Origin of the sequence: Burkholderia sp. IMCC1007 (assembly GCF_027257875.1) — a bacterium.
GTDB lineage: Bacteria > Pseudomonadota > Gammaproteobacteria > Burkholderiales > Burkholderiaceae > Burkholderia.
Genome location: NZ_JAPVQY010000007.1, coordinates 197,356 through 219,949, shown reverse-complemented (window position 1 = coordinate 219,949; position 22,594 = coordinate 197,356). Strand labels below are relative to the sequence as shown.

Here is a 22,594-nt window from a genome sequence, read left to right as displayed (position 1 = left end):
CGAACGGAAGCGGAAAGTAGTGGGGAGCTCTGTGAGTTTGAAAGGTCAGTTTGACCAGCCGCCATCGATCAGATGGATCGCACCGGTCGTGAACGACGCTTCGTCGGACGCGAGGTACAGCGCGAGCGCGGCCACTTCGTGCGCGCTGCCGATGCGGCCGATCGGCTGGCGCGCGACGAACACCTGGCGCACCTCGTCGGCGGACACGTGGCGCGTGCGCGCCTGGTCCGCGATCCGCTGCTCCAGCGACGGCGACTCGATCGTGCCCGGGCAGATCGCGTTGCAGCGGATGCCGCGCTCGACGAAATCGGCGGCCACCGCCTTGGTCAGCCCGATCACGGCGGCCTTGGTCGTGCCGTACACGAAGCGGTTCGGCACGCCCTTCACACTCGACGCAGCCGACGCCATGTTGACGATCGACGCGCCGCCCGCTTCGAGCATCGCCGGCAACAGCGCGCGGATCAGCCGGTACATCGACGTGACGTTCAGGTTCAGCGAGAACGCCCAAGCGTCTTCGTCGCAATCGAGGATCGAACCGTGGTGGACGGAGCCGGCGCAATTGAACAGCACGTCGAAGGCGCGCTCCTGCGCGGCGAGTGCCGCGATGTCGTGCGCGTCGGTCACGTCGAGCCGCCGCGTGGTCAACCGCGCGCCCGCGCGCTCGGCGTCGGCCTCGAGCCGCGCGAGCGCGGCTTCGTTGATGTCGGTCGCCAGCACGTCGGCGCCCTCGCTCGCGAACCGCAACGCGGTCGCCCGCCCGATGCCCTGCCCGGCTGCCGTGACCAGCGCGTGCTTGCCCTGCAATCTCATGCGCACCTCTCCGATGGAAGCCGGCGAGCCGGCCGATTGGCACAAAGGACCAAAGGTCCAACCAATCATAGGACAGATTCCGGATTTGTCACGGCCGCGCGATTCAGTATTTTCCCGAGCGGGAGAATCGGCTTCGCCGCGACCGATCGGGATGTAATTCGCGCCCCGGACGATCGCCGCCGGATCGCTCAAAGCCAATACCGGCGGGCGTTTCGGCCGGTGTCCGCGATCCATACCACGCCGGCGTGGGCGCGAACCTGACAGAAAAGTCATGTGGCGGTCAGGATCTCAACCGGATGCGCGCGCGATCATCGAGTAACCGGACCGCGCCTCCCGGCACACCGCACCCCGCCCGTCGGCGATCGTCGGCGGGCACTCCGTCCCCCGCGATGGGCCACGTGACTGAGCGAGCAGACACGGCGGCGCGTGCCGATTTTCCGCCCCGGGCGTACGCGTCCGGGGCGTTTTTGTCTGCCCTTTTCCAGGAAAATGCGGATTGATTGTTTCTAAATCGGCAAAAGGTAATTTGAGCCAGACAGGATGTTTTTTCCGGTCACAGACGCTTACATTTAGCGCACCACTCATGGAAACCGCTACGGATTCGCCATCGGGTAGTGACATCCACTGCCAAGGCCGAAACCGCACGAGCTTTAGGAAACGGCAAATGAAGGCCTCTAAATCCCTGCCTGCGCTCGATCCCGCCGACGTCCACGTCGAAATTCTCGAACGTTCCGATACGCTGCTCGTCGTCCGCTGGGTCGAACCCGGCCGCTGTCACTACGGCGAACAGCGCTGGCGCCGCCGCTTCGCGCAGCGCACCGGCACCTGCGCGCTGTCGCGCCAGGTCATCCAGCGCGGCGACGAAGTATTCCGCCCGGCCGAGCGCCCGGCACCCGCGAATGCGGCCGCGATGATCTCTGCCGCCGAAGTGCTCGGCATGGCCGGCGGCCGATAACGCGCACCGACCGCGCGCAGGCCGGCTGCGTAACCCGCAGGCCTGCCTGGAACCGCCGGTCTAATTCCCCTGCTTCGCGGCGTGCCGCGCGCGGCCCGCGACGTGGCCATGGCCGCGCTGCCGTGGGAAACGTCGCAAACCGCGACGGGCGTGCGTTTCCTGAGCGCCGACGCACACGCCGGGCGGCCGCTCGCGAAGCCGTTCGACGCAGCGGCCGGGGCACGCTGAGCGGCTTGCCGTCGGCCCGCCATTCTTCAGACTTATTACGCAGACGGAAATGAAAGGGCGTTGAAAGACTGATTCAAGCCGCCACTGTTACCAACCAGGAAACAATCTATCGTCGAATTCAGCGTTTACCCTGAAGCCCCCGGTGACTAAGATTTAGTCAATCGCTTCAGACATGGTGTCGAACGCGAACCCAATAAAACACCGGAGGTCATCATGAAATCGCTCGTTTCCGCAGTTGTTGCCGCTGTCGCCCTGTCCGCTTCGTTCAGCGCTTTCGCACAAAGCACCGTGACCCGCGCGCAAGTCCGCAACGAACTGGTTCAACTCGAACAAGCCGGCTACAAGCCGGGCCTGTCGAGCCCGTACTACCCGAACGACATCCAGTCGGCGGAAGCGCGCGTTCATGGTGCCGACGCCAGCGGCTACGGCGCACAGCCGGCTCCGGTCGTCCACTCGGGCGCCCCGGCTACCGCAGCGTCGTCGAACGCTCGCGACTCGGTCTTCTTCGGCCAGTAAGCCGACGCGCCCCCGGCGGGCGCACCGCGCATCGCGCAATGAAGCTGTAACCGGACGAGCCCGCTGTGCGGGCTCGTCTTTTTTCATGAAACGCATACCTCCGCCGCCCGGCAGCGGGTGGCTTCGCCCGGGCGCATCGCGTCCGGGCGCTTTTTCGTATTCAGGGAAATAGGGCGATCGGGCGTGAGCGCCCGGTCATCCGCGAGGGGCAAGCAGGAACGCGCCGACCATCCGGTGCATGCGCGCCACCTGCGGGCTGGTGCCGAGCGCGCGCCAGCAGCCGTGCACGAGCCCCTGCCCCATCCAGTAACGCGCGGCGCCGCCGGCCGCACGAATCCGTTCGACGTACACGCGCGCATCGTCGCGCAGCGGATCGTGCTCCGCGCCGATCGCGAGCACGGGCGGCAACGCGTCGAAACGCGATGCGGCAAGCGGCACCGATGCACGCAGCAGCGGATCGTCGTTCGACGCGGGGGCATCCGCATCCACGTCACCCCAGTACAACGCGCGATAGCGATGCACGTCGTCGAGCGTCAGCATCGGCGCGTGGGCTTCCGTTTCGCGCGCGGGTGATTGCGGTTCGAGCCCGAGCAGCGGATAGACGAGCGCGATGCCGTCGACGCTCCCTTCATTCGCATCGCGCAGCGCGGTTGCGACCGCTGCCGCGAGATTGCCGCCCGCGCTGTCGCCCGCGAGCGTCAGCGGTCGTGCGCAGGCGTCGAACGGCCAGTGCGATGCGTCGCGCGCGGCGCGCGTGACGGCCAGGCAATCCTCGAGTGCGGCCGGTACGCAATGCTCGGGCGCGAGCCGGTAGTCGACCGCGATCACGGCCAGCCCCGTGTCGGCGGCGAGTTGCGCGGTGATCAGCGTGTGACTGTCGAGCGAGCCGACGACGAAGCCGCCGCCATGAAAGAACAGCACGGTGCCACGCGGCGCACCGTGCGCGCGCGCATGACGCCGCAGTGCGATCGCGCGTCCGTCCGGCGCGTGCCACACCGCATCGTGCTGTACGACGCCGGCCGGCAACGCGGCGGGCGTCCATGCGGCGGCGAAGCGATCGTAGAGGCGGCGCTGTTCGTCGGGCGAGCGCGCCGCGATATCGGCCGGATACGCCGCATCGACAGCCGCGACGAACGCGGCGATTTCCGGTTCGAGCATCGGGCGCGCTGCCGGCGAAATCAACGGCGCGGCGGCAGGCCGATCACGCGGCCCGCATACGCGGGCGCCGCGCAATCGCGCTGCAACGCGTGAAGCTCGGCCACGCGCGCGGCGACGTCGTCGTCGAACGGCGCCGATTTCGCGCCGTCGCGCGTGTCGACGTGCAGCATCATCTGCTCGCTCGCCGACACCGCGCCGTCGCGCCCGTCCGCGAACAGTTCGAGATACAGGTGCAGCCGCTTCGCGTCATGCGCGAACATCCGCGCATCGACGCGCACGTGCGTGCCTTCCTTGATCTCCTGCAGATAGTTCACATGCGCTTCGAGCGTATAGACCGAGCGGCCCCGCTCGCGACGCGCGGCGTCGTCGAGACCGATGCGGTCCAGCAGCGCATCGGTCGCGAAGCTGAAGATCAGCAGATAGAACGCATCGCGCAGATGGCCGTTGTAGTCGACCCACTCGGGCCGTACGACGTCGCGGTAGATCGTCAGCGGGGTATCGCCGGTCATGTTGTCAGTCCTCGAATCGCATCCCGTGCCGCGCCTTCACCGCGGCGATCGCCTTCAGCACCTCGGTAATGCACTCGTCGCGATAGCGCTCGAGTTCCTTGATGCTGCGCGTGCCTTGCTGCGCGCTCGTGCCTTCGACGACGCTGTCGATCAGTTCGTCGGTGAGCTTCGGCGCGACCAGCTTCGTCCACGGCAGTTCGAGCGCGGGGCCGAACTGCTGCATGAAGTGTCGCATGCCTGCGTCGCCGCCGGCCAGCGTGTAGGTCAGGAACGTGCCCATGAACGACCAGCGGATGCCCGCGCCGAAACGGATCGCGTCGTCGATCTCGCCGGTCGTCGCGACGCCTTCGTTGACGAGATGCAGCGCCTCGCGCCACAACGCTTCGAGCAAGCGGTCCGCGATGAAGCCCGGCACTTCCTTGCGCACGTGCAGCGGCCGCATGCCGAGCGTGCGATAGATCTCCATCGCCGCTTCCACGGCTTCCGGCGACGTGCGAGCGCCGCCGAGCACCTCGACGAGCGGCAGCAGGTAGACCGGATTGAACGGATGGCCGACCACGCAGCGCTCCGGATGCGTCGCCCGCGCGTAGAAGTCGGTCGGCAGCAGCCCCGACGTCGACGACGCGATGATCGCGTCGGGCTTCGCCGCGCGGCTGATCTGTTCGTGCAGTTCGAGCTTCAGCGTCTCGCGCTCCGGCGCGCTTTCCTGGATGAAGTCGGCGTCGGCGACGCAGGCCTCGATCGTCGACGCGAAGCGCAGCCGCCCAGGGTCGGCGCCCGGCGCGAGGCCGACGCGCTCGAGCGCAGGCCATGCATTCGCGACGTTCGCGCGCAGCCGCGCTTCCGCGCCCGGCGCCGGATCCCATACGACCACGTCCAGGCCGTGCGCGAGCGCACGGCAAATCCACCCGCTGCCGATCACGCCGGTGCCGATCGCGGCGAACGTCTTGATGTCGGTCTTCAAAGCCATGTCAACGCATCCTTCAAATCAGGGGAATCGGACGGCGGCCGCGCTCGTGCGCGCGCCGCCGCAATAAAGCTGGATCAGTTGCAAACGCTCACGCGAATTCGGTCACCGCGCGGCGTTCGAGCGGACGCTCGCCGCGCGTCGGCAGGCCGAGCTTGCGACGCCCTTCGGCCGGCGTCAGCACGCGGCCGCCGAGCCGTTCGATGATTTCCCGTGCGCGCTCGACGAGCGTGCCGTTGGTCGCATGCACGCCGCGATCGAGCCAGATGTTGTCTTCGAGACCCACGCGCACGTGGCCCCCGAGCAGCATCGCCTGCGCGACCATCGGCATCTGCATGCGGCCGATCCCGAAGCCGGCCCAGTGCGCGCCCGGCGGCAGGTTGTCGACCATCGCCTTCATCGTGCCGGTGTCGGCCGGCGCGCCCCAAGGAATGCCGAGGCACAGCTGGAACAGCGGCGGATCGTCGAGCAGTCCTTCCTTCAGCAATTGCTTCGCGAACCACAGATGGCCCGTATCGAAGATTTCCAGCTCCGGCTTCACGCCGAGCTCCTGGATGCGCTTCGCACCGGCGCGCAGTTGCGCGGGCGTCGACACGTAGATGTAGTCGCCGTCGCCGAAATTCAGCGTGCCGCAGTCGAGCGTGCAGATTTCCGGCAGCAGTTCCTCGACGTGCGCGAGGCGCGTGAGGCCGCCGACGAGATCGGTGCCCTTGCCGAAGCGCATCGGATCTTCGCCCGGGCCGATTTCCAGATCGCCGCCCATGCCGGCCGTCAGGTTGATGATCACGTCGACGTCGGCCGAGCGAATGCGATCGACCACCTCGCGGTACAGGTTCGGATCGCGGCTGCCGCGGCCCGTCTGCGGATCGCGCACGTGGCAGTGCGCGACCGTCGCGCCGGCCTTCGCCGCTTCGATCGCGGCGGCCGCGATTTCCTTCGGCGTGACCGGAATCGCCGGATGCTTGCCGACCGTGTCGCCCGCACCGGTAACGGCGCAGGTGATGATGACTTCGTGGTTCATGCTGTGAGCCCTCGCTTGATTCGAATGGTGTCGCTCGATTTCCGTCGTACTGCAGATGATTCGTCGCTGCGCGCCGCATACATGCGGCGCGCACGGGCCGTTACAGGCCGAGATAAGCCTTCACGGCGGGCAACCCGTCCTTGCCGTCGAACGTCTTGACGCCGGCGAGCCACGCGTCGAGCACCTGCGGATTCTTCTTCAGATACGCCTTCGCGGCGTCGGCCGGTTTCGTCTTGTTCATCACCGACTGCATCAGCTGGTTCTCGAGCTGCGTCGAGAAACGCAGGTTCTCGACCAGCTTGCCGGCATTCGGGCAGCGCGAGATGAAGTCGGGCGCGGTCAGCGTGTACACGCGCGCTTCGCCGTAGTTCGGACCGAACGACGCGTCGCCGCCGGACAGGTAGTTCATGCTGATCTGGATGTTCATCGGATGCGGTTCCCAGCCGAGGAACACGACCCACTTCTTCTCGCGGATCGCGCGCTCGACCGTGACGAGCATCCCCGCCTCGCTCGATTCGACCAGCTTGAAGCCGCCGAGCCCGTACTGGTTCGTGTCGATCATCTTCTGGATCGTCGCGTTCGCGCTGCTGCCCGGCTCGATCCCGTAGATCTTGCCGTCGAGCTCCGCGCGGTGTTTCGCGATGTCCTCGAAGGTCTTCAGGCCGGCCTGGTATGCGTAGCTCGGCACCGCGAGCGTCGCCTTCGCGCCCGACAGGTTCGGCGGTTCGACGACGTTGATCGACTTGCTGTCGAGGAACGGTTGAAGCTGCTTTTGCTGCACCGGCCACCAGTAGCCGAGCGACACGTCGAGCTGCTTGCTCTTCAGGCCGGCGAACGAGATCGGCACCGACGCGATGGTCGTCGTCGGCTTGTAGCCGAGCCCTTCGAACACCGTCGACGCGAGCGCCGTGGTGGACGTGATGTCGGTCCAGCCGATATCCGCGAAGCGTACGTTGCGGCAGGTCGCGGCATCCGTTTCGGCCTGCGCCACGGTCGCGAATGCGCCGGTCGCCAGCACGGCCGCGACGAACGCGGCGATCTTTGTCGACTTCATGGTTTCTCCCGGTTGGACCGATGTGCAACGGTGCGCGGAGTGCGTCCCGGCCTGCATCGTGGGAGTAAAAGTAACGAGCCATATTGGTCGCAAGACGACCGGCGGCGACCTGTTCTTGACTATTTGCGACTATGGGTGGAAACCACTACGAACGGGCTATGGCTTGTGTGACGGGCGTTTGAGACGACCGTCGGCGGGGACGGGTTTGTCCGGATGCGGCGTGGGCGTTGCCGCTCCGGAGCGGGAGTGCGGGCGGATGGAATGCGGCGTCCGGTTCAGCGAGCGCGCGAGCGTAACGGCACGCACGCACCGGCGACCGAGCGCTATCGCGGCACGTCGACATAGGTCTCCTTGCAGATCTCGCGCAGCGCCTGAACGAGCAGATCCCGCGCCGGCGAATGCGATTCGGCGGAGCGCGTGAACAGCGCGATCGGCGGCAGCGTCCAGATCAGCGAGTAAGGCACGATCGCGACGCCGGCGATGCGCACCAGTTCCTCCGCGATATCGGCCGGCACGATCGACACGGCCTCGTCGCTCGACGCGATCATCTCGCCGATCAGCTTCGACGAGTAGCTTTCGACGATCGGCACCGGCGGCGCAATGCCCGCCGACAGAAACAGGTCGGCCACCTGCTCGCGCATCGGCGTGTGCGGCGCGCCGAGAATCCAGTCCAGCGCGTGCAGCTTCTCCCAGTCGAGCCGCGTGCGGGCCAGTTTCGCGGCGAGCCGCCGGCTCGCGATCATCCGCGGCTGCTGCTGATACAGCACCTCGAACGACACCTGCCCCAGATCGACCGCCGACGACGCACGCCCGATCACGAGATCGACGCTGTGGTCGCGCAGTTGCAGCAGCAACTGGTCGCTGGTGCCTTCGTGGATCGTCACCGTCAGGCGCCGCTCCATTCGCGATTGCAGCCGCTTGAGCGCCGCCGACAGCATCTGGCCCGAAATGAACGGGATCACGCCGATATGCAGGTGCGCCGCGTGGCCGGCCGCGACCGCCTCCATCTCGCGAGCGAGGTGATCGAGATCCTTCAGCATCGCCTTGGCCCGCTCGAGCACCACCGCGCCCAGCGCGGTCGGCCGCATGCCGCGCGACGAACGCTCGAACAGCGGCGTGCCGAACATGCTTTCCAGCTCCGACAGCGCGTTCGTCACCGCCGGCTGGCTGCTGGCCATGTGCTCCGCGACGCGCGTCAGCGACCCGTGCTGTTGGATCTGCAGCAGCAGCATCAGGTGGCGCATCTTCAGGCGGGCGCCGAGCCGCCTGACCACGTCGTTCGCGTCGAATGTCATTGCCTGGTCAACCATGCATCATAAAAAAGTGATGGACCGATAGTAAAACAAAATCATCTCCTTATAGCCGCTGCCTAGAATCACATCTCATGGATCGCGTCGGGACTGGCCTGGCGCGCACGCCCGGACCCGAGAACATGAAACAGACAGAGACTCAGCAACAGGCAGCGTTCGACTATCACGAGTTTCCGACCCCGGGGAAGATCTCCGTCGTCGCCAGCAAGCCGCTCGTGACCCAGCGCGATCTCGCGCTCGCGTACACGCCCGGCGTCGCGAGCGTCTGCGAGTCGATCGCCGCCGAGCCGCTGAACGCGCACCGCTTCACGAGCCGCGGGAATCTGGTGGGCGTCATCACCAACGGCACCGCGGTGCTGGGTCTGGGCAACATCGGCGCGCTCGCGTCGAAGCCGGTCATGGAAGGCAAGGCCGTGCTGTTCAAGAAGTTCGCGGGCATCGACGTGTTCGACATCGAGATCAACGAGACCGACCCGGACAAGCTCGTCGACATCATCGCCGGCCTCGAACCCACGTTCGGCGGGATCAACCTCGAGGACATCAAGGCGCCGGAATGCTTCACCGTCGAGCGCAAGCTGCGCGAGCGGATGAAGATCCCCGTCTTCCACGACGACCAGCACGGCACCGCGATTACCGTCGCCGCCGCGTTCATCAACGGGCTGAAGGTGGTCGGCAAGTCGATCAAGGAAGTGAAGGTCGTGACGTCGGGCGCCGGCGCCGCGGCACTGGCCTGCCTCGACCTGCTCGTCGACCTCGGGCTGCCGATCGAAAACGTATGGGCGACCGATATCGAAGGCGTCGTCTATCGCGGCCGCACCACGCTGATGGACCCGGCCAAGGAACGCTTCGCGCAGGAAACCGATGCGCGCAAGCTCGCCGATGTGATCGGCGGCGCGGACGTGTTCCTCGGGCTGTCGGTCGGCGGGATCCTGAGCGCCGAGATGCTGAAGGCGATGGGCCCGCGTCCGCTGATTCTGGCGCTCGCCAACCCGACGCCGGAAATCTTCCCGGAACTCGCGCATGCGACGCGCGACGACGTCGTGATCGCGACGGGCCGCTCGGACTTCCCGAACCAGGTCAACAACGTCCTGTGCTTCCCGTACATCTTCCGCGGCGCACTCGATGTGGGCGCAACCACCATCACCCGCGAAATGGAAATCGCCGCGGTGCACGCGATCGCCGGCCTTGCTCAGGAAGAGCAGAACGACATCGTCGCGGCAGCCTACGGTGGCGACGAAGTGTCGTTCGGTCCGCAATACCTGATTCCGAAGCCGTTCGATCCGCGCCTGATCGTGCGTATCGCCCCGGCCGTGGCCAAGGCGGCGATCGAAGGCGGCGTGGCGACGCGCCCGCTCGCGGATCTCGACGCATACGTCGAGCAGTTGCAGCAGTTCGTCTATCACTCGGGCGCGTTCATGAAGCCGCTGTTCGCGGCCGCGCGTCAGCTCGTGCGTGACGGCGGCAACGCGCGCATCGTGTTCACCGAAGGCGAAGACGAGCGCGTGCTGCGCGCGGTGCAGGTCATCGTCGACGAGAAGCTCGCGCGCCCGATCCTGGTCGGCCGTCCGGAAGTGCTGCTCGCGCGTATCGAGCGGTTCGGCTTGCGCCTGCGGCTCGGCGAGGACGTCGAAGTCACCAATCCCGAATACGACGAACGCTTCCCGCAATACTGGACGACGTACTGGGAACTGCGCTGCCGCGACGGCATTTCGAAGGAGATGGCGCGCGTCGAAATGCGGCGTCGGCTGACGCTGATCGGCGCGATGATGGTGCGGCTCGGCGACGCGGACGGGATGATCTGCGGGACCGTCGGCGAGTATCACAATCACCTGCGCTTCGTCGACGAAGTGATCGGCAAGAAGCCCGATGCGTCGACCTACGCGGCGATGAACATCCTGTTGCTGAATCAGCGCACGGTGGCGCTGGTGGATACGCACATCAACGACAACCCCGATGCGGAACAGATCGCGGAATACACGATCGCCGCGGCGCGCCAGATGGAATGGCTGAACCTGACGCCGAAGGCTGCGTTGCTGTCGCGGTCGAACTTCGGGTCGGGCAGCGCGGCGTCGGGCGTGAAGATGCGCAAGGCGCTGGACATCATTCGCGCGCAGGCGCCGGATATCGAGGCGGATGGCGAGATGCACGGCGATTGTGCGCTCGACGAAGCGCTGCGCTTGCGACTGCTGCCGATGTCGCCGCTGAAGGGCGCGGCGAACCTGCTCGTGTGTCCGAACGTCGATGCGGGGAACATCGCCTATAACCTGCTGAAGACCGAGGCCGGCAGCAACGTCGCGGTCGGGCCGTTCCTGCTCGGCGTGAATGCGCCGGTCAACATTCTGACGTCGAGCGCCACCGTGCGACGGATCGTCAACATGACCGCGTTGACGGTGATCCAGGCGAATCGCAACGTGGCCGGCTGATCGATTCTTCGCGGCAAAGTCGTTCGTCGAGCGGCGGATAGCCGGATCCGGAAGGGTTCGGTTCGGCACTTCCAGCGTTGCTGCTCGATCTTTAACGCGTTCGCCGCTTTTCTGGGAAGCCGCCGAGTCACACAGTGCAGGCGGCGCATTCAGTGGCGCCGAACAACCCGGCTCGCCACTTCATGCGCCGCCATTCTCTCTTTCAGAGAGAAACGTTCTATAGAACACGCTCCAGCGCGCTCGCAAACCTCGCGACCGCGGCATCGACATCATTCAGTTTGTCGAGACCGAACAAGCCGATCCGGAACGTCTTGAAATCCGCCGGCTCGTCGCATTGCAGCGGCACGCCGGCCGCGATCTGCATGCCGACGTCGACGAATTTCTTGCCGGACCGGATGTCGTCATCGTCCGTGTAGCAGACCACGACGCCCGGTGCTTCGAAGCCCTTCGCCGCGACGCTCCTGAAACCCTTTTCGGCCAGCAGCGCGCGGATGCGCGTGCCGAGTTCGAGCTGCTCCGCCCTCACCTTGTCGAGGCCGTACGCTTCCGTTTCCTTGATGACGTCGCGCAGCGTCGCGAGGCTGTCCGTAGGCATCGTCGCGTGATACGCGAAGCCGCCGTCCTCGTACGCTTCCATGATCTGCAGCCACTTGCGCAGATCGCATGCGAAGCTCGTGCTGGTCGTCGCATCGATACGCTCGCGGGCGAGCGGGCTCAGCATCACGAGCCCGCAGCCGGGCGATGCGCTCCAGCCCTTTTGCGGCGCGCTGATCAGCACGTCGACGCCGCTCGCCTCCATGTCGACCCAGATCGTGCCGGACGCGATGCAATCCAGCACGAACATGCCGCCGACCGCATGCACGGCGTCGGCCACCGCGCGCATATAGCCGTCGGGCAGCATCATCCCGGACGCGGTTTCGACGTGCGGCGCGAAGACGAGATCCGGCTTGTGTTCGCGAATCGCCGCGACGACTTCGTCGATCGGGGCCGGCGCAAAGGCGGACTGCCTTCCCGATTCGACGGGACGCGCCTTCAGCACGATCGATTCGGACGGAATGCTGCCCATGTCGAAAATCTGCGACCAGCGGAAGCTGAACCAGCCGTTGCGGATGACCAGGCACTTCTTGTTCGTCGCGAACTGGCGGGCGACGGCTTCCATGCCGAACGTGCCGCTGCCCGGGACGATCGCCACCGCCTTCGCGTTGTAGACCTTTTTCAGGGCGGCGGAAATGTCGCGCATGACACCTTGAAAGCGCTGCGACATATGATTGATCGACCGATCGGTGTACACCACCGAATATTCGAGCAGCCCGTCTCGGTCGACATCGGGAAGTAATCCTGGCACGTTCGCCTCCGGTAAAGGATGAACCATGTAATGAGAGCGAGCGGGATTCGTGGTGGACACCGCTGCGCTCATGCAAAGCTGCGTTTTTTGCTTGGACGACGACCGATTCTAACGAAAGCGACGGGAGGTCGGGTTTTGGGGGTTTTGTGCAGTGCGTGAAACCTGGCTGTGCCGTGTAGCGGCAGTCGGCCATTTCGTGCGGTTCACGGGCCAACGTCGGTGCGTCCGGTACCTGCCCCGGTGCGGCCCGTGCGATGATGTGCGATGACCAACTTGAGGGATGCAATGACGACTCAATTCGACGAGGCGACAACGGCGGCGATCGCCGCGTTTGCCGAACTGGATTTCTACACGGCTGTGCAAGCGATGCGCGCCGAGGCCGATTACGACCACGAACGAGACCAGTGGATCTCGCGCTACATCGATGAACACGGCGGCGGCGCGGACGATGCAGCCTACGACGCGTTGCATGCGCAAGCGCAGGCAACCCCGGAATACGCGGAGTTCATCGACGCGGTTCGGCGGGAAATCCTGGACTACTTCGGCGTCACCGACGATCAACTGGACTGGATGGTCGTGCTGCGCGAGGACGACAGCGATGAGCTTTGGGCGGAAGTCAACCGCCAGCGGACCGCGCTGGGAACCGGTGAAGCGCGCGGAGATCTTTGAGCATTGCTTGTCGTTGGAGTCGCGAGTCGCTGCAACCGATCCGCCAAGGGAAAGCCACGCTTTCGGATCGTCGGAAACGGGTGGCCGTTGGGCTCTGACACCCCGTCCTCGGCGTGCAACGGCTCATCACCGGACGAAGATCGTGAAGAATGTTCTAGCCAATCTCGTTGCTGCAGCTGTCGCCCCACTGATTATTCCGTTCACGAGCGGATGGCTGTTCTTCGTGCTGCATGAGTGGTTTTACCCTTCGGTGTGGGGCCTGCCGCCGCTTCAGTCACTCATCGGCGTCTCGATCAACAGCACGGCCGTTGGTTATGTCTTCACTTGGTTTTACGGGCTGCCGCTGGCAGCCATTCTTCAGTGGATGAACCGGTACCAAATCCGCTATCTATTGGTTGCCAGTTCACTGCCAGCGCTGAGCCTTCCCTTCTGGCAGACGGAATGGACAATTTCCGTTCTCCCCGTATGGATTGCCGGCGCTTCGACCGCGTATGTCTTCTGGCTTTTGACGCGCCGTAAAGCCCGACGAGGTCCTCCGTCCGACACCCTCGCTTCACGGGCTCACGGCTGAGCCGGTCGGCGAGGGCCCGCGCTTGCAAGTAGCAACGGGTGTTAGGGGGCGGATACAGCCGGCCGCGTCAGGCGGCAGCCGGCCAGGAAGGGGCATTCACTCGCATCGTCCTCCAGACGTTCAGGTGTCGGCTACTGTTTTAGAAGCAGTCGCTGAGATCAGGACGCAGTCTCGTGCTCCCGAACTCGTATTGGACCAAAGTTCCAATATTGCAAATCCGACAACTACGGCAAATTGCAGGGTGGGCACTCCCGGGGCGATCCGTTTGTTTCGGGGAACAAGGTTGGAAGCAAACCGCCCCGCGCGACATGATGAGTTAAAGTGCCCAACACTCCGCATGCGTCCTTTGCGGGCCGGGCGGAGCCGACAGGCAGTTGTGCCTGTCACGCGAACGGCTTCGTACCCAGAAATCCGGGGGAGCCCAACTCGGCCTGGGTACTTTATTGGCGATCACTGGCCGTCACTGGCACACCAGTACCACCAGTACCCTCGGATTCAGGCCATGCGCCCACACAGTGCGTTGCTCTTTCTCGTTGGTACCCTGCTTACCGCAGGTGGATACGGGGCGACCTTTTTGCTGTCGATGCGCTTCGGGTCGATCGGCGGAAGCGATCTCGATACCGGTGTGGCCCTCGCCGGAGCGATGGGCGGTACGTTTATCGGCGTGCCGCTCGTCGGCTGGTTCTCGCAGCATATCGGCGCCACGCGGATGAGCGCCATTGCGGCGCTCTGTGTCGGTGCCGGCGTCGCGGGGTTTGCGCTCGTCGGGCGTGCAGGCATCGTCGGTCTTTTGCCCGGGTTCCTCGTCGGATTCGGCTGGGGTACGTTCCATCTTGCCGCACCAATGTCGCTCGCCGAACGAACGAGCAACAGGGATCGCGGATTGTGGTTTTTCCGTTTTTCGACAATTCAAATGGCGGGTATTGGCGCAAGTCCGGCGCTTGCCGCTTTCGCCATTCGCTCGCTGCACTGGTCGATTAGCGGCGCGCTCTATGTCATTGGAGGACTGTGCGTGATCGCGTCGCTGACACTCGAGATATTCGGCCGACTTTCTCCGCACTTGCCCGTATCTCCCGCGCGAGAACGATGGCTGCGCGACATTGGCGCAATCGCCCGTACCCGTGCGATGTTTCCGATTGCGATGATCGCGCTCGGCGCCTGCGTGTTCTCAGGCTTGATGACGTTCCAGATGTCTCTCGTGCAAGGCACTCAGGCCCGCGCAGGCACCTTCTTCAGTCTGTACACGATAACGGTGGTCGCGGCCCGCTGGGTGCTTTCGCGATTTGTCGTTAGCATGCGCCCGGAAGTTGCGACAAAGGGATTGCTCGTGATGATGGTGCTCGGCATCGTCGCGATGTTCGGCGTGCCGTACCACGTATCGTTTCAGTCTGCGGCTGCGGTATTGCTTGGCGCGGGGTACGGTCTCGTGTATCCGGTCATTCAGGCGCAGGCGGTCAACGATTCCGCAGACATGCACCGTCGCGCCGCGTTGACGTGGTTCGTCACATCGTATTTCATCGGCGTGTTTGGCTTCCCGTCGATCGGCGGCTGGGTGCTGGTCAATATCGGCAGGGCCGCGTTGCTGACGCTCATTGCGGTGTGCGGCCTCGCGGCGCTGATGCTTGCGATCCTGCAAGACAGGCCGGTATCGATGCGCGCACAGTAGGCGCATCGCGGTATGGCCGCATCGCAAATCGCAATTCATCGCCGAATCGATTGGCTCGCGCCCGAAAGGTAGCCGAGGATAGCCGCAAACGTGTACCGACGCCCGCCTTCAGGGCGGGCGTCGGTCTTCCGGGTCAAAATCTGTCGACGTCGATCACCGCCTGCGCAAACGCTCGCGGCGCCTCCTGCGGGAGATTGTGGCCAATGCCGCCGGTGAGCGTGCGATGTTCATATTTGCCCGTGAACTTCGGCGCGTAGACGCCCGGCGGCACATGAAAGGCGCCGTTGGCATCGCCCTCCATCGTGATGCTGGGAACGGTGATTGGCGGCGCCGACGCAAGCCGCTGCTCGTATTCGTCGTATTTCGCCTCGCCCGTGGCGAGACCTTGTCGCCAGCGATAGTTGTGAATCGTGATCGCGACGTGGTCGGGGTTTTTGAAAGCCGGTGCGCTTCGCTCGAAGGTGGCGTCGTCAAAGTTCCATTTCGGAGAGGCTTGCTTCCAGATGAGCTTGATGAAGTCGTGTGTGTATTTCTCATAGCCCGCGCGCCCGCGATCCGTTGCGAAATAGAACTGATACCACCACTGCAACTCGCCCTCCGGTGGCAGCGGCTTCTTTCCCGCCTCCTGATTGCCGATCAGGTAGCCGCTCACCGAAACAAGTGCCTTGCATCGTTCCGGCCACAGCACTGCGATTATGTCGGCGGTACGCGCGCCCCAGTCGAACGCGCCAAAGACAGCCTTCTGGATGCTGAGTGCATCCATCAGCGCGATGATGTCGAGCGCGACGGCCGTTGGCTGACCGTTGCGCATGGTCTGGTCCGACAGGAAGGACGTCGTGCCGTAACCGCGCAGATAAGGGACGATCACCCGGTATCCCCTCGCGCCGAGCGCCGGTGCAACGTCGACGAAGCTGTGTATGTCATACGGCCAGCCATGCAGAAGCATGACGGGTGGCCCGTCCGCCGGACCGACCTCGGCGTAGCCAATGTTTAGGAGCCCCGCATTCACCTGCTTGATCGACGTGAACGACGTGTGAGCGCCCGGGTGGATTCGCGGAATCGATGGGGTTTTCGAAGATGGATTCTGGGCCTGGGCGGATCGCAGTACTTCGAATTGCGCCGCAACGAGCGCACCGGCCGCCATGCACGCGAAGCCACGCCGACGTGAGTCAATCTCTTGTGGCATTTTCTTCTCCCTGGTCGATTCGGCTAACGGACGAACGGCTGGACGAGTGTGCCTTCGCCAAATGTTAGTCGATCCGTAAAGGGTTGCAAGCTCAATCGAAACGAACACAAACCCGTCACGATTGCAGGACGCAAGATGACGATGCGGGTGTGTCATACAAGCGGTGCAAGGTGAATTGCGCAGTCACCGTCACTGTACCTGTTTGGATATTCTTGAATCAGGTCAACAATCCGGTACGAGCCGTTACACGTAAGACAAACACCCGATAACAACCAGCTACGCTACGGCGGCCCCGAGCGCCAGAGCGCTAAGGGGCGGTGCGACGCGACGAACTGAACTCCTTCGACACGGCTTTGCGCCTGATTGATGGGGTGTCCTAGTGACCGAGTGTAGCCATCATTCCGGACGAATAGCGCTCGCCAGCTGCAGCGCCGAACGGAGCGGCTGCATCCAAGGCGTTCATCTCCTCCTGGGTCAGCGTGATAGCGACTGCGCCGACGTTCTCTTCGAGATACCTGATGCGTCGCGTTCCCGGAATGGGCACCGTTCCGGTACTCGTCACCCACGCAAGGGCGAGCTGCGACGGCATGACGCCCTTTGCTTCAGCGAGCTCGGTGATGCGGTCGACCAACAGTAGATTGGACTGGAGGTTCTCTCCCAGGAAGCGTGGATCGAACCGGCGGAAGTCGGTCGGGTGCAGGTTATCCAGATTCTTCAGCGCACCGGTCAAGAAGCCACGGCCGAGCGGCGAGTAGGAGACAAAACCGATTCCCAGCTCTCGGACGGTCGCCAGCACATCGTTGTGCTCGACGCCACGCTCGAACAGGGAATATTCCATTTGGACGGCCGTGAGCGGATGAACCGCGTGGGCTTTCCGGATCGTCTTTGCCGATGCCTCCGAAAGGCCGAGGTAGCGGATCTTGCCTTCGTGCACGAGGTCGGCCAGCGCGCCGATCGTCACTTCGATCGGCGTTGCTGGATCGATGCGATGCAGGTAGACGAGGTCGATGACGTCGGTCCTCAGGCGACGCAGCGATCCTTCGATCGACTGTCGGATATGCGACGGATCGCCCGTGACCAAGGGCTTCTCACCTTCCATGGCGATCTTGCCGTGCTCGGTGAAGCGGAATCCTGCCTTGGTCGACAGGATGACCTTGTCGCGCTTGCCTATAAAGGCCTTGCCGAGAAGCTCCTCGTTCATGAATGGGCCGTAGACCTCCGCCGTATCAAAGAACGTCACACCGAGGTCGAGGGCTCGCGTGAGGGTTGCAAGGCCTTCCTGCTCGTCGCTAGGCCCGTAGGTGGTGCTCATTCCCATGCATCCAAGGCCTTGCGCGCTAACCGCCATGCCTTGGCTCCCGAGTGATACTGTTCGCATGTTTTTTCTCCTGGCTAAGTTGCCATAGTGGTTGGTGATAAGCGCGACTGGTTGTCCCGAGTCGCATCGATTTGCTCAATCCAGCGTCGCGCCCGTTAGCTGTTCGCTGAGCTGCCACAAGCGGCCGGCGGAGATGGGGTCGATGGCACGGGGAGTGACGCCGTGCATTTCAGCGCTCCCGTCGCTGGGAAGCGCGATGGCGATGTCGCAATCGGCGCAGTAGACGCCGCCCATGCCGGCTAGCTGGGGGCTCGTCGCGCACCACACCGAGGTGGCGGCCCCCTGCTCGGGCGTCTTCTTGTTGTTTTCCGGATCAATGACCGGCTTGCCCTCCGCATCGAAGATCTGGCTCGCCTCGATCTCGGAGGGCAGCATGTGGCGCGCTAGCGGGGTGGCAATGCCACCGGGATGGACGGCGAATGCGCGCACGTTCCAGTGGCGGCCGATTGAATCCAGCGCGACGGCGAACAAGGCGTTCGCGGTTTTGGCCTGGCCGTAGGCTGCCCATCGGTTGTATTCACGCCGCTCGAAATGAGGGTCGCGAAAATCGATGCCGGCGCGGCGATGTCCGTAGGAGCTGAGCGCTACGACGCGAGCCCCCTCCGCACGCACGAGTGCGGGCCATAGCCGGCAAGTGAGTTGGAAATGGCCGAGGTGATTGGCCGCGAACTGCATTTCGTAGCCGCGCGCATCGCGTGTCAGCGGTGCGGCCATGACTCCAGCATTGTTGACAAGAATGTCCAGCTTGTCCGTCAGCGACAGAACGCGACTGGCGAATCGGTCGATCGCTGTAGGCTCCAGCAGGTCCATAGCTTCAACGATGACGTCAGGCATGGTCGCGAGGGCTGCTTTGGCCTTGGCTGTATCGCGGGCCGGCACGATGACCCCGGCGCCTGCGGAACGGAATGCGCGAACGGTCTCGATTCCGATACCTGAAGCGCCACCGGTTACCACGACGGTCCTGCCTGTAAGATTGATGCCACGGATGACCTCGTCGGCGGTCGAGGCGGGGCCGAAGCCTGACCCGATTGGTTTTTGAGGGGTATGCGTCATACGGTTTCCTCGTTCAATTCTGCGTTTGGGACGCTCCATTGAATCGCAGGGACCGTTCGCGGCGGTAGCGCGATGCCGCCAATTTCTTGCACAATCCTATCGATTGGTGTTTCCGGAGCGGGTGCACTCTGAGGCGTCTGGAGGCAGGCTTGGACCACTTGTATGAACTTCGCGCGCTGGTCGAGCGCCATGGCCAGGAAGGCCCGACTGAAACCGCTGTTGGCGGGCTGACGCTTTATGTCGAGACGGATCTCTCGGTGGTCACCTACGTGGTCCACCGGCCGGTTCTGGCCCTGATCCTCGGTGGGGCAAAGCGGACGGTGCTCGGCGCCCGGATATTCGACATCGTACCGGGCGACTACGTAACCGTTTCCGTGGACCTGCCAGCGACAGGACAGGTCACACAGGCGCCATACTCCGCCGTCACGCTGGACCTGGACTTAGGCATGCTCGCGAGCTTGATCGCCGAGCCCATGATGCCTCAGGGGGGCGCCGCCGGCGTGGAAGTCAACCACGCTGGGCCCGATTTGCTTGATGCGATGTGGAGATTGGTCAGGTTGCTCGACCGGCCGGAGGACATTGCAGTCCTTGCGCCCATGAGCCGGCGCGAGGTGTTCTGGCGGATTCTGCAAAGCCCGTGTGGCCCCATGGTCCGTCAGATGGCCAAGGCGGACAGTCGCCTCTCGCAGGTGAGCCGTGCCATCACATGGCTGCGCACCAACTTTTCGGAGTCGGTGCGGGTCGAACGCTTGGCCGCGTTGGCAGGGATGAGCCCGGTATCTTTCCACCGCCATTTCAAGGCGGCAACCGCCATGAGCCCGCTTCAATATCAAAAGCAAATCCGCCTCCAGACCGCTCGCGCCCGACTTTTAGCGCAACAAGGAGATGTCGCAGGCGTCGGTTTTAGCGTGGGATATGAAAGCCCGAGTCAATTCAGCCGTGAATACGCACGCTATTTTGGAGCGTCTCCCGCGCGTGACATGGCCCGGTTCCGCGGGGCAGGAGAGCGCGCCCATTGCGTTGCAGACTAGCGATGCCAAAGGTTTCTCCCGTTCGAATCTTCCTCCAGGGGCATGTGGCCCGCAGCGGATACCGATCAGCTTTACTACAACGTATGGAATGACGGTAACGATCTGATACCCGCCATTGGAACTCCAGCGGTCGACCGGCAGCAACGGGTCGACTCGGTCCGCTGATGATCTGCGAGCGCGAGCACAGATTAGGGGTGGGCTTGCCCAATCGCGCTCGCATGGGCGCGACCACCACGGCTGCGATCACTCCCGAAAGGACGGATCAAGCCCCTCGACCAATCGCATCAGCGCATAAAGTGCCCTTGCTTCAGGACCCGCGTGCAAGTGCTCGAACTGTTGCACCGCGTGTCCGATGTCGCATCCTGGCGGCCTGCCCGGATTACTACTCCCTGCGGTAATGGCCTACACTACAATTTACACGTTCTGCGGGCTCGGTTGCAGTTTTGATGCAATGCAGTGTTGCCGCCTGGCCGAATGAAGCGAGCGACTGGCGATACCACGTGCAACGCCGGAGTTATCTGCTGCCTGAGCGCATCTGGAACCGACGTTCAAGGAGGAGTTCATCATGTTGCAAGCCAGTGAAATCCAAAAGCGCTTTACCCATCTGCAGCAAACCGTGAGCGAGGCATCACGTACCTGTCACGCCGACAGGACGATTCCAAAGGACCTGATCAACTGGGTGGATGAGTTGGACAAGGAATGCAAATCGGCGAAGAAGCTCATGGCGTCCAACGATGAAGATCGTATGCGGCAATGCGTCGACGATCTCGAACGAATCGGTGATCGTGCAGAGCGCGCTTGCCAACAGGCCGGCAGTCTTGATGCCAAGATCATGAATGCAGTAAGTACGATGCATTCGGAACTTTCCGATCTAAAGCGACAACTGCATTGACGTACCCGACAGCCCCGGTTTCATGTATGTTTCACGCCGGGGCTGTTTGCCCTTCGGCCCGCACTTTGCACGCCGATAGGCAATATCAACGACAGGACCTTACCGGCACCCGCTGTTTGTGACTCCTGACCCCGAATACGCATTGCCTTGGATGCGGACTCGTCGTCCCATCGGTAAGCGATCGTCCGAGTGCTTATCCCCTGCTCATTGCGTGCGTTTGCGCGGGAAGTGACGCACTTTTGATTGCGGCCGGGTCCCGAGGTCTCGCTGCAGCGGTGTCACGCAGCCCAAGCCTTCTATCCGTCGCGTTTCTTGGCGGAATCGTCTATCTCGCATGCAATGGACTGATCGCGCTGCGCTCCGCGATTCGCAGAAAGAGTGTCGATGACATTGAAGCCGCGGTTGGTCAGTCGCTCCGTCGAACTCTGCTCGCCACGGCGGCCGTTTCTTTACTCAATCCCTATGCCTGGATCGACACGGTGCTGGTATTCGGTTCGATCATCGCAAACCGGCCGGCCGACTCGCGTCTATCGCTCGCAGTCGGTGCCGTGCTGGCATCGCTGACGTGGTTTTTATTGCTGACTTACGGTGCCCGGTCTTGCAGATCACTCTTCGCTCGCGCTATCGCATGGCGGATGCTCGACGCGTTCGCAGCGGCGATGATGCTAACTTTGGCGGTCCATCTAGCGATCTCCAGACTTTGAAGCTGGATCGCCGCATCCAAGTTCGACTGCAATCCCGGATGTCTTCATGACGGATTCGCAAGCCGCGCTAGAAGGGTTCTTGTAGCCCGACAAACAACGATGTCACGGCAGACGGCAAGGCAGGAAAGGAACGACTGTTGTGACCCGTGATCCGTCGTCAAAGCACTGCGCCGTCGAACGGCGCTTACGGGTCGGCCCCCGTCATCCCCTGTCGCCTATGCGGTGTGACTGCATCGTCGGGCTGCGCTTGGCCCGCGCCATTTCAACGGCGGTGGCGATGCAATGCGTTCCGCGTGTTCCTGTCATGGTTCGAACGCATCGATGATTGCTTGTCCATGTGCCGCGATTTGGCTTTCAAGCAGAGACCAGGTTTCAAGCCACTCCCTGTAGCTCGCGTAATGAAACGTCACTGCGTCACCTGCAACCGCTTCTGCAAAGCTGGCAATTTCGTCCCGGTGCCGGACGAGGTTATCCGGTGCGATGGCAAGACCGCCTCGCGCCGCGGGTTCAGCGAATACATAGAACAACGCGGGTGCCCGGTTGCGTCGGCCGCCTTCGGTCACCAAACCGAACGCGTGTTTGACCAGTTGCGCGGCATCGAGGTGCACATACCTCACATCTCCGGAGCGCAATCGGTCTCGCATCCTTTCATAACCTTTCATATTGGCGCCCCACACGGGCCGATCATAGGCGTCTGACAGGCTGACCGATTTCGCGTCGCGGAAGGGCTCGAAACGCTTGCTCTCGATTCCGATGAGACACCTGGGCGTCTGCACGATGGCGTCGAGCCAAGGATGGCGCCCTCCCGCCCAGGGAAATCGCGCACAAAATTCGATGTCTACCAGCTCCGGAACGCCTGCGTCCTCGACGCCTTTCAATGGCGGCAGCTGGTGAGGTCGCTCAATGAACCAGCCAAAACAATTGACTGCGAGTGCCGCGGAGCTTTCCGGGCTCGAAAACTTGCCGGATTCAATCTCTTTGCCTCCGGCTTTTGCGAGGCGGTCAAGCACATGATTGACGGGAATTCCGGGTAGAAATGGTTGGCCGTGCATGCATCCCCCCGCATCGGATTGACGAATATGGCAAACGACCGAGCCAACAAGGCACTTGCGAATCGATTCAGCCAAATGTACTGCTCGACGCCCAAC

The 22,594-nt window shown here is 63.6% G+C and carries 21 protein-coding genes; 9 read left to right on the top strand and 12 right to left on the bottom strand.

Going from position 1 to position 22,594, the window contains the following annotated elements; translation table 11 throughout:
- Positions 1–45: 45 nt before the first annotated feature.
- On the bottom strand, positions 46–810 hold the full coding sequence (locus O1Q03_RS09920; protein ID WP_269503095.1) for an SDR family oxidoreductase: 765 nt from the start codon (positions 808–810) through the stop codon (positions 46–48).
- A 664-nt stretch (positions 811–1,474) separates the two neighbouring features.
- Here O1Q03_RS09920 and O1Q03_RS09915 point away from each other — a divergent pair.
- Together O1Q03_RS09915 and O1Q03_RS09910 are read left to right on the top strand one after the other, a co-directional pair.
- Positions 1,475–1,765 (top strand): DUF3331 domain-containing protein, encoded by a 291-nt coding sequence (locus O1Q03_RS09915; protein ID WP_124826959.1) that lies wholly within the window; start codon positions 1,475–1,477, stop codon positions 1,763–1,765.
- A gap of 441 nt (positions 1,766–2,206) precedes the next feature.
- Positions 2,207–2,509 (top strand): DUF4148 domain-containing protein, encoded by a 303-nt coding sequence (locus O1Q03_RS09910; protein ID WP_269503093.1) that lies wholly within the window; start codon positions 2,207–2,209, stop codon positions 2,507–2,509.
- Positions 2,510–2,704: 195 nt separating this feature from the next.
- Here the strand turns inward: O1Q03_RS09910 and O1Q03_RS09905 are convergent, their stop codons facing one another.
- The 6 genes from O1Q03_RS09905 to O1Q03_RS09880 all read right to left on the bottom strand — a co-directional run bounded on the left by O1Q03_RS09905 (position 2,705) and on the right by O1Q03_RS09880 (position 8,513).
- A complete protein-coding gene (locus O1Q03_RS09905) occupies positions 2,705–3,667 on the bottom strand; it encodes an alpha/beta hydrolase (RefSeq protein WP_269503091.1) in 963 nt (320 codons plus the stop codon).
- Positions 3,668–3,687: 20 nt separating this feature from the next.
- Entirely contained in the window at positions 3,688–4,176 is a 489-nt protein-coding gene (locus O1Q03_RS09900) for a thioesterase family protein (protein WP_269503090.1), read from the bottom strand.
- 4 nt (positions 4,177–4,180) lie between these two features.
- A complete protein-coding gene (locus tag O1Q03_RS09895) occupies positions 4,181–5,146 on the bottom strand; it encodes an L-carnitine dehydrogenase (protein WP_269503089.1) in 966 nt (321 codons plus the stop codon).
- 88 nt (positions 5,147–5,234) lie between these two features.
- Positions 5,235–6,164: a 3-keto-5-aminohexanoate cleavage protein gene (locus tag O1Q03_RS09890; RefSeq protein WP_269503088.1), complete on the bottom strand. Its 930-nt coding sequence runs from the start codon at positions 6,162–6,164 to the stop codon at positions 5,235–5,237.
- Positions 6,165–6,264: 100 nt separating this feature from the next.
- Positions 6,265–7,218, bottom strand: coding sequence for a choline ABC transporter substrate-binding protein (locus tag O1Q03_RS09885; RefSeq protein WP_269503087.1), 954 nt, complete (start codon positions 7,216–7,218; stop codon positions 6,265–6,267).
- 323 nt (positions 7,219–7,541) lie between these two features.
- Positions 7,542–8,513 carry a LysR substrate-binding domain-containing protein gene (locus tag O1Q03_RS09880; protein WP_269503086.1) on the bottom strand — a complete coding sequence of 324 codons (972 nt, stop codon included), beginning with the start codon at positions 8,511–8,513 and terminating at the stop codon, positions 7,542–7,544.
- Between the two features lie 137 nt (positions 8,514–8,650).
- On the opposite strand from O1Q03_RS09880, the gene O1Q03_RS09875 reads away from it, so the two are divergent.
- Positions 8,651–10,951 carry an NADP-dependent malic enzyme gene (locus tag O1Q03_RS09875; protein ID WP_269503085.1) on the top strand — a complete coding sequence of 767 codons (2,301 nt, stop codon included), beginning with the start codon at positions 8,651–8,653 and terminating at the stop codon, positions 10,949–10,951.
- A 217-nt stretch (positions 10,952–11,168) separates the two neighbouring features.
- Here O1Q03_RS09875 and O1Q03_RS09870 read toward each other — a convergent pair whose 3' ends face one another.
- The gene (locus O1Q03_RS09870) at positions 11,169–12,296 is read right to left on the bottom strand and encodes an aminotransferase class V-fold PLP-dependent enzyme (RefSeq protein WP_269503084.1); all 1,128 of its coding nucleotides are present in this window, start codon (positions 12,294–12,296) and stop codon (positions 11,169–11,171) included.
- Positions 12,297–12,581: 285 nt separating this feature from the next.
- On the opposite strand from O1Q03_RS09870, the gene O1Q03_RS09865 reads away from it, so the two are divergent.
- The 3 genes from O1Q03_RS09865 to O1Q03_RS09855 all read left to right on the top strand — a co-directional run bounded on the left by O1Q03_RS09865 (position 12,582) and on the right by O1Q03_RS09855 (position 15,202).
- Positions 12,582–12,965, top strand: a complete 384-nt coding sequence (locus O1Q03_RS09865) for an ATP-dependent protease (RefSeq protein ID WP_269503083.1) — start codon at positions 12,582–12,584, stop codon at positions 12,963–12,965.
- A 142-nt stretch (positions 12,966–13,107) separates the two neighbouring features.
- The gene (locus O1Q03_RS09860) at positions 13,108–13,536 is read left to right on the top strand and encodes a hypothetical protein (protein ID WP_269503082.1); all 429 of its coding nucleotides are present in this window, start codon (positions 13,108–13,110) and stop codon (positions 13,534–13,536) included.
- Between the two features lie 502 nt (positions 13,537–14,038).
- The gene (locus tag O1Q03_RS09855; protein ID WP_269503081.1) at positions 14,039–15,202 is read left to right on the top strand and encodes an MFS transporter; all 1,164 of its coding nucleotides are present in this window, start codon (positions 14,039–14,041) and stop codon (positions 15,200–15,202) included.
- 133 nt (positions 15,203–15,335) lie between these two features.
- Here the strand turns inward: O1Q03_RS09855 and O1Q03_RS09850 are convergent, their stop codons facing one another.
- The 3 genes from O1Q03_RS09850 to O1Q03_RS09840 all read right to left on the bottom strand — a co-directional run bounded on the left by O1Q03_RS09850 (position 15,336) and on the right by O1Q03_RS09840 (position 18,819).
- Complete coding sequence (locus O1Q03_RS09850) at positions 15,336–16,388, bottom strand: alpha/beta fold hydrolase (RefSeq protein WP_269503079.1); 1,053 nt, start codon at positions 16,386–16,388, stop codon at positions 15,336–15,338.
- A 376-nt stretch (positions 16,389–16,764) separates the two neighbouring features.
- The gene (locus O1Q03_RS09845; RefSeq protein WP_269503134.1) at positions 16,765–17,736 is read right to left on the bottom strand and encodes an aldo/keto reductase; all 972 of its coding nucleotides are present in this window, start codon (positions 17,734–17,736) and stop codon (positions 16,765–16,767) included.
- 105 nt (positions 17,737–17,841) lie between these two features.
- On the bottom strand, positions 17,842–18,819 hold the full coding sequence (locus O1Q03_RS09840) for an oxidoreductase (RefSeq protein WP_269503076.1): 978 nt from the start codon (positions 18,817–18,819) through the stop codon (positions 17,842–17,844).
- Positions 18,820–18,968: 149 nt separating this feature from the next.
- Here O1Q03_RS09840 and O1Q03_RS09835 point away from each other — a divergent pair, with 149 nt between their 5' ends.
- The 3 genes from O1Q03_RS09835 to O1Q03_RS09825 all read left to right on the top strand — a co-directional run bounded on the left by O1Q03_RS09835 (position 18,969) and on the right by O1Q03_RS09825 (position 21,446).
- Entirely contained in the window at positions 18,969–19,850 is an 882-nt protein-coding gene (locus O1Q03_RS09835) for an AraC family transcriptional regulator (RefSeq protein ID WP_269503075.1), read from the top strand.
- A 565-nt stretch (positions 19,851–20,415) separates the two neighbouring features.
- Positions 20,416–20,742 carry a hypothetical protein gene (locus O1Q03_RS09830; protein WP_012371965.1) on the top strand — a complete coding sequence of 109 codons (327 nt, stop codon included), beginning with the start codon at positions 20,416–20,418 and terminating at the stop codon, positions 20,740–20,742.
- 125 nt (positions 20,743–20,867) lie between these two features.
- Complete coding sequence (locus O1Q03_RS09825; RefSeq protein WP_332112523.1) at positions 20,868–21,446, top strand: LysE/ArgO family amino acid transporter; 579 nt, start codon at positions 20,868–20,870, stop codon at positions 21,444–21,446.
- Between the two features lie 302 nt (positions 21,447–21,748).
- On the opposite strand, the gene O1Q03_RS09820 is transcribed toward O1Q03_RS09825, so the two are convergent.
- The gene (locus tag O1Q03_RS09820; RefSeq protein ID WP_269503073.1) at positions 21,749–22,573 is read right to left on the bottom strand and encodes a PGN_0703 family putative restriction endonuclease; all 825 of its coding nucleotides are present in this window, start codon (positions 22,571–22,573) and stop codon (positions 21,749–21,751) included.
- Between the last annotated feature and the right edge of the window lie 21 nt (positions 22,574–22,594).

Bases quoted from the DNA above. Each gene is read 5' to 3' on its own strand.
- O1Q03_RS09920 (WP_269503095.1), bottom strand. From the start codon at position 810: ATGAGATTGCAGGGCAAGCACGCGCTGGTCACGGCAGCCGGGCAGGGC.
- O1Q03_RS09915 (WP_124826959.1), top strand. From the start codon at position 1,475: ATGAAGGCCTCTAAATCCCTGCCTGCGCTCGATCCCGCCGACGTCCAC.
- O1Q03_RS09910 (WP_269503093.1), top strand. From the start codon at position 2,207: ATGAAATCGCTCGTTTCCGCAGTTGTTGCCGCTGTCGCCCTGTCCGCT.
- O1Q03_RS09905 (WP_269503091.1), bottom strand. From the start codon at position 3,667: ATGCTCGAACCGGAAATCGCCGCGTTCGTCGCGGCTGTCGATGCGGCG.
- O1Q03_RS09900 (WP_269503090.1), bottom strand. From the start codon at position 4,176: ATGACCGGCGATACCCCGCTGACGATCTACCGCGACGTCGTACGGCCC.
- O1Q03_RS09895 (WP_269503089.1), bottom strand. From the start codon at position 5,146: ATGGCTTTGAAGACCGACATCAAGACGTTCGCCGCGATCGGCACCGGC.
- O1Q03_RS09890 (WP_269503088.1), bottom strand. From the start codon at position 6,164: ATGAACCACGAAGTCATCATCACCTGCGCCGTTACCGGTGCGGGCGAC.
- O1Q03_RS09885 (WP_269503087.1), bottom strand. From the start codon at position 7,218: ATGAAGTCGACAAAGATCGCCGCGTTCGTCGCGGCCGTGCTGGCGACC.
- O1Q03_RS09880 (WP_269503086.1), bottom strand. From the start codon at position 8,513: ATGACATTCGACGCGAACGACGTGGTCAGGCGGCTCGGCGCCCGCCTG.
- O1Q03_RS09875 (WP_269503085.1), top strand. From the start codon at position 8,651: ATGAAACAGACAGAGACTCAGCAACAGGCAGCGTTCGACTATCACGAG.
- O1Q03_RS09865 (WP_269503083.1), top strand. From the start codon at position 12,582: ATGACGACTCAATTCGACGAGGCGACAACGGCGGCGATCGCCGCGTTT.
- O1Q03_RS09855 (WP_269503081.1), top strand. From the start codon at position 14,039: ATGCGCCCACACAGTGCGTTGCTCTTTCTCGTTGGTACCCTGCTTACC.
- O1Q03_RS09850 (WP_269503079.1), bottom strand. From the start codon at position 16,388: ATGCCACAAGAGATTGACTCACGTCGGCGTGGCTTCGCGTGCATGGCG.
- O1Q03_RS09845 (WP_269503134.1), bottom strand. From the start codon at position 17,736: ATGGCGGTTAGCGCGCAAGGCCTTGGATGCATGGGAATGAGCACCACC.
- O1Q03_RS09840 (WP_269503076.1), bottom strand. From the start codon at position 18,819: ATGACGCATACCCCTCAAAAACCAATCGGGTCAGGCTTCGGCCCCGCC.
- O1Q03_RS09830 (WP_012371965.1), top strand. From the start codon at position 20,416: ATGTTGCAAGCCAGTGAAATCCAAAAGCGCTTTACCCATCTGCAGCAA.